Origin of the sequence: Parvimonas sp. D2 (genome assembly GCF_035282635.1) — a bacterium.
Lineage (GTDB): Bacteria > Bacillota > Clostridia > Tissierellales > Peptoniphilaceae > Parvimonas.
This window is the reverse complement of the sequence record NZ_JAYKBO010000084.1, coordinates 1-245: the sequence shown is the minus strand read 5'-3', so window position 1 is coordinate 245 and position 245 is coordinate 1. Positions and strand designations below refer to the sequence as shown.

Here is a 245-nt window from a genome sequence, read left to right as displayed (position 1 = left end):
TCTCAGTGCCAAGGCATTCACCTTATGCCCTTGGTCGCTTGACCAGAAATATATTTCTCTTTAATTGTCAGGTTTCTAATGTTGTAGTGGTGGGCCTGGGGGGACTCGAACCTCCGACCTCACGCTTATCAGGCGTGCGCTCTAACCAGCTGAGCTACAGGCCCATATAGTGATAAAACTAAGAATTTTAATTGAACTGTCGTTCTTTGTACTCCTTAGAAAGGAGGTGATCCAGCCGCACCTTC

The 245-nt window shown here is 46.9% G+C and carries 1 tRNA gene; it reads right to left on the bottom strand.

The annotated features are described in order from the left end of the window. Positions 1-87: 87 nt before the first annotated feature. Positions 88-164, bottom strand: a tRNA-Ile gene (locus VJI77_RS07670). Positions 165-245 lie beyond the last annotated feature (81 nt).